At 61.2% G+C, this 9865-nt stretch carries 8 protein-coding genes and 2 pseudogenes; 8 read left to right on the top strand and 2 right to left on the bottom strand.

Annotated features, from left to right (window positions below):
• Window positions 1-190, bottom strand: a pseudogene (locus QN219_RS25550) (hypothetical protein); the annotation flags it as partial.
• Between QN219_RS25550 and QN219_RS25545 the strand changes: the two are divergent.
• The 7 genes and pseudogenes from QN219_RS25545 to QN219_RS25515 form a co-directional block, all read left to right on the top strand.
• A pseudogene (locus QN219_RS25545) lies at window positions 155-508 on the top strand (hypothetical protein); the annotation flags it as partial. The pseudogenes QN219_RS25550 and QN219_RS25545 sit on opposite strands and share 36 nt — an antisense overlap.
• 2 nt (window positions 509-510) lie before the next feature.
• Window positions 511-2121 (top strand): hypothetical protein, encoded by a 1611-nt coding sequence (locus tag QN219_RS25540; RefSeq protein ID WP_405052263.1) that lies wholly within the window; start codon window positions 511-513, stop codon window positions 2119-2121.
• A complete protein-coding gene (locus QN219_RS25535) occupies window positions 2121-2582 on the top strand; it encodes a hypothetical protein (protein ID WP_284002910.1) in 462 nt (153 codons plus the stop codon). The genes QN219_RS25540 and QN219_RS25535 overlap by 1 nt, the downstream gene beginning before the upstream one ends.
• Before the next feature lie 3 nt (window positions 2583-2585).
• A complete protein-coding gene (locus QN219_RS25530; RefSeq protein ID WP_284002909.1) occupies window positions 2586-3932 on the top strand; it encodes a tail fiber domain-containing protein in 1347 nt (448 codons plus the stop codon).
• Window positions 3929-4183, top strand: coding sequence for a hypothetical protein (locus QN219_RS25525; RefSeq protein ID WP_284002908.1), 255 nt, complete (start codon window positions 3929-3931; stop codon window positions 4181-4183). The genes QN219_RS25530 and QN219_RS25525 overlap by 4 nt, the downstream gene beginning before the upstream one ends.
• Window positions 4183-6207 (top strand): phage tail tip lysozyme, encoded by a 2025-nt coding sequence (locus QN219_RS25520; RefSeq protein ID WP_284002906.1) that lies wholly within the window; start codon window positions 4183-4185, stop codon window positions 6205-6207. The genes QN219_RS25525 and QN219_RS25520 overlap by 1 nt, the downstream gene beginning before the upstream one ends.
• Entirely contained in the window at window positions 6207-8243 is a 2037-nt protein-coding gene (locus QN219_RS25515; RefSeq protein WP_284002905.1) for a hypothetical protein, read from the top strand. The genes QN219_RS25520 and QN219_RS25515 overlap by 1 nt, the downstream gene beginning before the upstream one ends.
• 248 nt (window positions 8244-8491) lie before the next feature.
• Here the strand turns inward: QN219_RS25515 and QN219_RS25510 are convergent, their stop codons facing one another.
• Window positions 8492-8677, bottom strand: coding sequence for a hypothetical protein (locus tag QN219_RS25510; protein ID WP_284002904.1), 186 nt, complete (start codon window positions 8675-8677; stop codon window positions 8492-8494).
• A gap of 96 nt (window positions 8678-8773) precedes the next feature.
• Here QN219_RS25510 and QN219_RS25505 point away from each other — a divergent pair, with 96 nt between their 5' ends.
• A complete protein-coding gene (locus QN219_RS25505; RefSeq protein ID WP_284002903.1) occupies window positions 8774-9856 on the top strand; it encodes a phage tail protein in 1083 nt (360 codons plus the stop codon).
• Window positions 9857-9865 lie beyond the last annotated feature (9 nt).

The raw sequence follows: 9865 nt of genomic DNA, 5'->3' as shown, positions 1-9865 counted from the left end.
TCGTGAAGAAATACGGCGTTGTGGACGGAACGCCGACGATGACGGCCCATTGCCCGCCGTTATTGACCGGTCGCACAAAGGTGCCTGCCGACGTCCGCACAGAGCCGCCAGGCACGAGCCGCTGAAAGTCGCTCGGGAAATTCTCCGGCGATGCGGTAACCGTGTGCGACCGGTCAATAACGGCGGGCAATGGGCCGTCATCGTCGGCGTTCCGTCCACAACGCCGTATTTCTTCACGAAAGGCGGCCAATTCCTGTTCTCGCCCGCATCTTCGGCCGTTGGCGCCGTCGTCGATTATGTGTCGAAGAATTGGGTATTGAACGACCCGGCCGGGCCGCAGGCAACGTTGCAAGCCGATGACGACACCACGCTCTTTCCTGAACGGCTCTTGGTCAAAGGCGTGCTCTGGCGCTGGAAGAGGCAAAAGGGCCTCCCGTTCGAAGACAATCTTGCCGAGTTCGAAGCCGACCTCGAGCAGGAAATTAACGCCGATCGGGGTGCGGCATGAAGATGGCTGTCAGACCCGGCAGGATCGGGCAAAGCAATCGCGGGGCGGTCTCCATCGGCCGACAGCAGACATCGCAGCCGGTAACGTTCCCTGCGCCAAAGGGCGGACTTGTGACCACCGTGGACATGGCGGCGCAGCAACCGGGCTCGGCGGCAGTGCTCCGCAACTTCCTGCCGACGCTCACCGGTTGCAAGATCCGCGGCGGCTCCCAGAAAAAGGGGCTGGCGGCGGACGGCGGCGACATCAAGAGCGCGTTCAAATATAAATACGGCTCGACCGAAAAGCTGTTCATGGCGACAGATTCGGCGATCTACAACATGACGTCTCCCGCGGCGCCTCCGACCACCACCGCAGCGGACGTCAGCGGCATGAGCGGCGGCGACTGGTGCGCCTTCCAACATACAAACGCCGGAACGTCCTATCTTGTTTGTCTGAACGGCGCTAACGACCGGCAACTCTACAACGGCACGAGTTGGACGACATCTCCGGCTATCACCTTCAGTGACTCTACGACGATGTCGCAGCTCAATTACGGCTGGCTGTTCAAGAACCGGGAATTCTTCCTGAAGAACGGCACGCTGGACGCCTATTACTTGGCCGTGAATGCGGTTGGCGGCGCGGCCTCTGTGTTCCCGCTCGGCGGCGTCATGAAGCGTGGAGGCTCACTGCTTACCGGCTTCTCGTGGTCGGTGGAAAGCGGCGACGGCCTGTCCGATATGTGCGTCTTCGTTTCGACCGAGGGCGAGGTGGCAGTCTATGCCGGGTCGGATCCGTCCAGTGCGTCGGATTTCGCGCTGAAGGGCGTCTACCAGATCGGCCGGCCACTCGGCAAAAACGCTTGGATTAGAGCAGGCGGTGATATCCTCGTCGCCACCTCCGATGGGCTTACGCCGATTTCGCAGGTCTTCCAGCGCGACCGTCAGGCGCTGAGCCTCGTTTCCGTCTCGCGGCCGATCGAGGACAATTGGAGACTGGCGGCGAACGCGACGGGCGGTGGCTGGACGCTCAAGCAATGGCCTGAGCAGAACCTTGTCTTTGTCGCTTTCCCCGAGAACACAGTCGTCACTGACACGACGTTCGTCCTCAATGTTCTCAACGGCCGCTGGTCGACCATCACCAACTGGCTCGCCAACTGCTACGACACCCTGCAGGGCAGTTTGTTCTTCGGCTCGATCGACGGTTATGTCTGGCAGGGTGACACCGGCGGAACAGATGACAGCCTGACATTCAGCGCCGCCTATCTCTCGCAAGCCTCGCCCGCCGGTCAGTTCGGGCAACGGGCTACCGCGACCATGGCGCACATGTTCTTTCGCGCTAAGACTAAGCCGAAGGTCCGGTTGTTCGCCCGGGCGGACGATGCCAAGTCCGTCCCGACCTTCAACAGTGTGTCCGAGGGCGACAGCACCTCATCCGAGTGGGATGTGGGCCTTTGGGACGTCGCCACATGGGACGGGGTATCGCAGCAAGCGCGCTACGACTTCCGCCAGAACGTCAGGGCAGCGGGCGACATGCTCGCAGTCGGCTGCATCATCACCTCGGGTGGGAGTTTCAAGCTCGACATCGAGGTTGATCTTGCCACCCTGCAAGTATCAATCGGGGAGGCGAGCGCCTGATGCTGCCCAACGATCCGGAGACGGTGCGCTCGGCGCTGTTGCGCTGGACGCGCGGCGATGAGACGGCGGCCGATTTCCTGGCCGAGATAGCCGCGATTGCGCGTCTCGCCGACAATATCGTTGACGAGGACGAACACCGGCAACGGAACGTCTGTTGGCTGCTCATCCGCACGCTCACGCAACTACCGCTCAACCCGTTTTTTATCCGTTACGCGGCGACCCTGGCACCACTGATCAACAGCGTCATTGTTCAGTGGCAGTTGAGCGACGAATGGCGCTCCTCGCGAGACGCGCTGAAGCGGCAATTCGGCTTCGTTATGCGGGAAGCGGTCGGATCGATTGTCACTGCGGTTGCCGCAATCTGCGGCGGCTACGACCACGCCAAAACCGCCACGGAAGACTTTTTCGAACTCTGCCATGCCGGCTCGCGAGAGACCGTCGAAGACTGGATAAGGGATTGACACATGGGCCTTTACGGTAGCGCGCCGGAATCTCCGGATCCGAAGGAAACGGCATCGGCACAGACCGCGACGAACATTGGAACCGCCGTCGCCAACAACGTCATGGGAAACGTCAACCAGGTCACGCCCGATGGGACGCTGAAATATACCTACACCACGCAGAAATGGACCGATCCTCTTAGCGGTAAGGTCTACGATCTGCAGGTTCCGACCGCGACACAGACGCTTTCGCCCGAGCAGCAGGCGATCAAGAACCAGACCGATGGCGCCGAACTGAACATGGCGACGCTGGCGAACACGCAGTCGGGTAAGCTGAACGACCTGCTCGGCAAGCCGATGGACATTTCCAAGGCTCCGGCGGCCGGGGACCCCACGAAGATTAGCTTGCCGCAATACCAGCAGTTCCAGAGCGGTCCCAATCTTCAGACCAGCCTTGGCAACGCAGGCGACATCACGAAGTCCTACGACGTTGATTTCGACACGACGAAATACGAACAAGCGCTAATGGATCGCCTCAACCCGCAGCTCGAGCGGGACCGGGCGGCGTTGGAAACGCGTCTTGTCAATCAGGGTCTGCAGCCGGGATCGGAGGCCTACAACCGGGCGATCGACGAGGCGAGCCGGCAATCCAACGACGCCCGGATTTCTGCCGTTCTCAATGCCGGTCAGGAGCAGAGCCGCCTAGCCGGGCTCGCGCGCGACCAGGCGACGTTCCAGAATTCGGCACAGCAGCAGCAGTTCGGCCAGAACCTCGCATCTGCGGGCTTCAGCAATGATGCCAATCAGCAGATGTTCCAGAACGCGAACACGACCACAGCCGGCAACAATGCATTGAAGGATCAGACCTTCAACGCCCAGCAAGCCAAGCTCAACATGCAGAACCAGGCGCGGGCGCAATACCTCAACGAGCAGTACGCCCAGCGCAACCAGCCGATCAACGAAATCATCGGCCTCATGTCCGGCGCGCAGGTCAACAATCCGCAGTTCGTCCCGACGCAATCAAATCCGATGCCCACGGTCGATTATGCCGGACTCGTCCAGCAGGATTATGCGAACAAGATGGGCGCTTACCAGCAGCAGCAGGCGAACATGCAGAGCCTCTGGGGTGGGGCTCTCGGCTTCGGCGGCCAGCTTGCCAGCCTTTCCGACAAACGCGCGAAAAAGGACATCAAGAAGGTCGGCGGCCTCTACTCTTACCGCTACAAGGGCGAAGGCAAGAACGCTCCGAAGCGCATCGGCGTGATGGCGCAGGAGGTGGAGAAGGTCCGCCCCGATGCTGTCGTAAAGGGCCCTGACGGTCTCCGGCGCGTCAATTACGGCGCTCTCTTCAACGCTGGGAAGCGCAAATGATGGGCTATAGCGGCTATCAGGGCTCAAAGCCCACGCGCGAGGATCTGGCTAAGCGGCTGCAGGCCCAGATCATGGGGCAGCCCCTACCTCAGAGAATCGGCGGCGGAATGGGCATGCTCGGGTCGGGCCTCGCGGCTGGATTTGCCAAGCGCAACGCCGCATTCCCGACCACTCCGGGCGGCGCTCAGCCGTCAATGATGACCGGCTTGGCTAACTTCTTTACTGGCGGCCGCAATGGAGGTCTTTACTGATGGCCTATTCCTTCCTGTTCGGCGGCGACACCGGAGAGACGCCCGAATCCATCAAGCGCAAGCGTGAACTGGCGATGGCGATCATGGGCGCGTCGGCCGCCCCGAAGAATGTCGGAGAGGGCTTGAACGCGTTCGGCTCCGGTATCGTGGCCGGCGTCATGAACCGCAGGGCCGACAAGGCGGAAAAGGCCGGCCGCGGTGCGGCAAGCGACCTGTTTAATCGGATCATCGGTCAGGCGCCGCATGTTAGTGCCTCGAGCAGGCTTTCGCCGGGGAGTAGGCCGGCGGCGCGCGGCACGGCGAGCGTCGGCGATGTCAACATGAGCGGGAATGACATCTATTCCGGCTTCATGGATACGGTGGACGACACCATTACGAACCCGTACGGCCTTGCCGCCGTCGCGGCGACAGGACAGGCAGAGAGCAGGTTCTCTCCAAAGAACGTAGACCGCACGTGGAGCGATCCGAGCGAGAGCGGCAAGGACGGGACTGCCGGCGGCATCATGTCCTGGCGCGGGCAACGACTTGCAAACCTTCAGGATTATGCGGCATCAAAAGGCGAGAAAGGGAACGGTTCTCCGCAGACGCAGGCCGAATTCCTTCTGCAGGAAGATCCGAACCTCATCAATGAGCTGAACAACGCCAAAAGCGTCGATGAAGCGCAGGGGATCATCAACCGGGCTTGGAAGTTCGCCGGCTGGAACCGTCCCGGCGGCGAGGCTGCGAACCGGCTCGGCTACGCAAACGCCTTTCTGCCGAGCTTCCAAGGGCAGCAAACACCGCAGCAGGTTGCCAGTCTTGACCCGTCAATCGGCGTCCCCTCCGCGCGGCCGCAGCCGAACCAGTCGACGCCAGCGACCGCCGCACCTCCTCAACCCTCTCTTACCAATGAGGTCGCCGCCTTCGAGCAGACGCCGGAATACCGGGCTCAGTTCCCCGGCATGAACGCTCAGCCGGCACAAGCGCCGCAGGCACAGGCTCCGCAGCCGCAGCAGGTTGCCCAGGCGCAGCCGATCCCGCCACAGCCCCAGCCGCAAGGCCCAGATCAGATGACGTTGCTGCAGGCTCTAAGTAATCCGTTTCTGAGCGACGAGCAACGCGCCGTTCTCCAGACACTCTATCAACAGCAGGTGCAGCAAGCCGAGGCTCAGCGTGAGCAACAGGTTTGGCTTCAGCGCCAGCAATACGAGGTCGAGCAGAAGCGCAGCGATCCGTCCTACCAACTCGGGCTGGAAAAGACACGGCAGGAAGTCGAGAATCTGAAGACGCCGGAATATCAAACGCTCACGTCCGAAGAACGCCAGCGGCTTGGCATTCCTGAGACGGATCAGCGCGTCTATCAACGCTCTCGCGGCGGCAAGATCGACGCAGTTGGCGGCGCCGGCCAGACGATCAACGTGGGCAACGAGGTCGATGCGCGCAAAGTTGCTGCTGAGAGCTTGGGGCTGACTCCGGAAGATCCGCGCTATCAGTCCTTTATCCTAACGGGGAAATTCCCGCGCGAAGATGCGCAGGCGCTCACGGCCACGGACAAGAAAGCAATCCTCGAAGCCGACGAAATGGTTGCGGCGAACCAGAGTGCGCTGGACGCTCTGTCCCAGGCGGAATCTCTGTCGGACAAGGCAAACAGCGGCTGGTTTGCCGGCGCGCGAGCATCGATCGGAAATAATCTGCCCGATTGGGTGGTGCCGGATGTCGTTTCCAGCCCGGAAAGCTCCCAAGCCACGACCGACATGGACAACGCCATCATCGGTCAAGCCATCACGCAGCTCAAAACCATCTTCGGCGGCAATCCGACGGAAGGTGAGCGCAATATCCTGCTCGAGCTGCAAGGTTCTTCTACGATGCCTCGCGAGGTCCGTAAGCAGGTATTCGGTCGCGCTCGTGCGTTGGCCGAAAAGCGGCTGCAGTTCAACAAGGATCGGGCGACCGATTTGCGCGGTGGCACCTACTACAAGCCCGACGGGGCGCCCGCGACCGGCCAGAACATCGATGATCTCCTCAAGAAATACGGAGCGCCATAATGGCCACTCTCGAGCAGCTTTCCAATGCGCTAGTCAATGCCGATCGGGCTGGCGACATCGAAGCCGCGCGGGCGCTCGCGGCGGAGATTTCTCGGATGAGAGGCGGGTCGAACCAGGCATCATCCGGGCCGCCAGCACCACAGGCGATAGAGCCGCAACAGGCGGATGCCCGCGATAATTGGCTTGGGCGTGCTGATACGTTCATGCGAGGCGCTGCGGACACGATGTCATTCGGCCTGGCCGACGAAATTGCAGCCGGCGGGGATGCGCTCTTCAACCCGATTTTCGGTACCGGTGAAAACGGTGGTAGCGTTTCCGAGCGTTACGAGCGCAACGTCAAGCGTCAGCGAGAAATCGACGACCAGGACGCTAAGAACCGGATGGCGGAGCGTTTGACGGGCCAGATCCTTGGCGCGGTCGGCGGCGGGGTTGGGCTTGCTAAAAATGGGCTATCTGCCACCACGAGCGCGATCAATGCTGGCAAGGGCTTGGCTGGCGTCACCAAAGCCTCGGCCATGGAAGGTGCTATTCTCGGTGGAGCTCAGGGATTTGGCAGTGGGGAAGGGGTGGAAGACAGGCTCTACAATGCTGGCGTAAGCGGCTTCGCTGGAGCTGGCATTGGCGGAGCCCTTCCGAGCGTTACAACAGCGGCCTCGGGAGCGGTTAAAGGCGCTATCGCTCCCTTGGTCGCCCCGTTCCGGCCGACACAGTATACCGACAAGGCACTTGCGACCTATCTCCGCCGCTCGGGCAAGACGCCGGAGCAGATTGCCGGAATCATGCGCGCCGCCGCCGATGATGGGCAGCGCATGTATACCCTCGCCGAGGCGATGGGGAACGCAGGACAGCGCGCGCTGGTGCCGGTCACCAGAACGCCGAACGATGCCCGCCAGGAAGTGACGGACTTTCTCGTCCGCCGGCAGATGGGCCAACCTCAGCGCCTAGCTAATGCGCTTGCAGAAGGTTTCGAAGCGCCGCAGACATCCGATCGGGTTACGCGGGTCCTTACCGATGCCAGGGATCTGGAAGCGGATGCTCTCTACACCGCAGCGCGCCGCAACGCTGGAGCAGTCAATATAACGCCGATCTTGGACAGGATCGACGAAACGCTTTCTCCTGGCGTCAATCGCGTCGTCAACCCTCGCGACAATATCGGAAATGACACAATCGAGGGGGCGCTGGCTCGCGTGCGCCGTATGATCTCGGACGGCAATTCACAGGTGACGGATTTCAACGCGCTTTTCAGGGTCAAGCTCGACCTTGACGATATGATCGCAAGAGCGGACGCGCAGGGCGCCGGCAACCGCGCACACTACCTAACACAGGTCAAGCGAGAGGTTGATCGGGCGCTCGAAGAAGCTTCCCCGGCTTTTCGGAGTGCAAATGACATGTTCGCCACGCGGAGCCGCGTAATCGACAGCGTAGCGGATGGGCAGGCCGCGAAGTCCGGCCGTGTTCGGGCTGAAGACAGCATCGAGCAGTTCAACAGTATGACCCCTGATCAGCAGCAGGCGTTCCGATCCGGTTATGTTGACCCGATCATCGCGGATATCGAGAGCCACGCCATGGGGCCGGCGACGAACCGGGCCAGATCCTTGACTACACCGAAATACGAGCAGGAATTTCAGGCCTTCGCTGCACCTGGGAGGGCGGAGCAGCTCGGCAATCGCATCGGCCGAGAGAACCGGATGTTCGAGACGTCGAATGCCGCTCTCGGCAACAGCCGCACCGCTGACAACCTCGGCGATATCGACGACATGGCCAACTTCGATCCGGCGGTCTTGGCAAACCTGCTTACGGGTAACTGGAAGCAGGCCGCGCTAACAGGTGCTCGCCAGGCTTTCAACGCGGGGAAAGGGCTGCCGCCCCGCGTCGTCGAGAGGGTGGGTCGATCACTGATGGAAACAAATCCCGAACAGGCGTTGGCGACGCTTAATCGAGTTCACGGCCAACAAGCCAGCCGCGACCGCCTCCGCGCGCTGATCTTATCGAGCATATTGCAAGGATCGAACGCGGGGATTGCCCGCCTACCATAGGTGCTTGAAACGTACCGACGCCCACAGCATCAAGGCCCCTCCGGTGACGAGCCCCACGAGGAGGGATCGCCAATCAAAAGGAACGAAGTACAGGTACCACACCCATCCAAGCGCCAGGATGACGAAGAAGGCACGAAAGCTTTCGGGCCGACGATCGATCTTCGGCTCCTGGGGGTCGTGCTCAATGGTGTGCCGTGCGGTCATTCCCACAACATACACGAGTACCGGAGAAAATGAAGATGGCTCAGTTAGGCGCCGCCGAGCATTGCTTCGTCCGCGGCCCCGGTCACTGAATTGTCTTCGCTGTCGGGAAGATAACCATGCCCGATGAGCCAGTCCTGCACGATGCGGCGAAGCGCTTCGTCTCGGCTGACAGCGTACTCGGCCATGAAAAGTTGAATGGCTCGTTCTGCGTCTTCGTCCAGGTAGGTCATATACGCCCCTTCGTTGCCCCCCGAGGGGTATGAAACCCAAATCTTGTTGAAATGACAAGGCTTCCGGTTCGGAGGCTTTTTCTATGGAGAATGCCAATGCCCAGAACTGGTGGGGTTTACGCACCCCCGGCCGGCACGAAAGGCGTGTCGAACACGACCATTCAGAGCGTGCCTTACAACGCCTTCGTCGATGATCTGACGGCGGACGCCAATGCTGCCCGACCGATCACGGCAGGCGGTACCGGCGCGACCTCGGCAAGCGCAGCGCGTGCCGCCCTCGGGATTGAGATTGGGGTGAATGTTCAAGCCTATGATGCCGATCTAACGGCTATCGCCGCATTAGTCTCGGCGGCGGATAAGCTCCCCTACGCAACGGGGACGGGCGCATGGGCACTAACGACCTTCACCTCGTTCGGGCGTTCTCTGGTTGACGATGCCGACGCATCGACCGCACTCAGCACGCTCGGCGTCACGACGTTTGCAAAGACGCTACTGGATGATGCCTCCAACTCGGTCGCGCGCACGACACTAGATGTTTACAGCAAATCGGAGGTTGATGGCCTCACGTCGAATTCGACCCCTGCGGGGACGGTCATCTTCTACGCCAAAAACACGGCTCCTAGTGGATATCTGAAGGCAAACGGAGCGGCAGTCTCGCGCACCACTTATGCCGCCCTGTTCACCGCCATCGGAACGACCTTCGGCGCGGGCGATGGTTCCACGACCTTCAACCTTCCTGACCTCCGCGGCGAGTTTGTTCGGGGTTGGGATGATGCTCGCGGCATCGACACCGGCCGTGTCTTTGGGTCTGCCCAAGGCGCCAATATTCAGTCGCACACCCATGCGATCGACCCGCCGAGTACTACAACATCGTCTGACACCCACACGCATACCTTCTCGGCCACGACCAGCTCGAACGGGTCGCACACTCACGGGGTATCCCCCGGAAACTTTGTTACAGAGGCCGCTGGCGGCACATCTGGCGGTGTTGGAGACAGCGGCTCTGAGGCGGCGGCTACTGACGCGGCTGGCGATCACACGCATACGGTTTCCGGTACGACAGGTTCCGACACACACACCCATACGGTTGATATCGCATCGTTTACTTCCGGCGCTGCTGGCTCCGGCACGGACACGCGACCACGCAACATCGCCCTGCTTGCCTGCATCAAATACTAAGACAGAGGT

The organism is Sinorhizobium sp. 8-89 (assembly GCF_030124325.1).
Taxonomy (GTDB): domain Bacteria; phylum Pseudomonadota; class Alphaproteobacteria; order Rhizobiales; family Rhizobiaceae; genus Sinorhizobium.
This window is presented reverse-complemented; position numbering and strand designations above follow the sequence as displayed.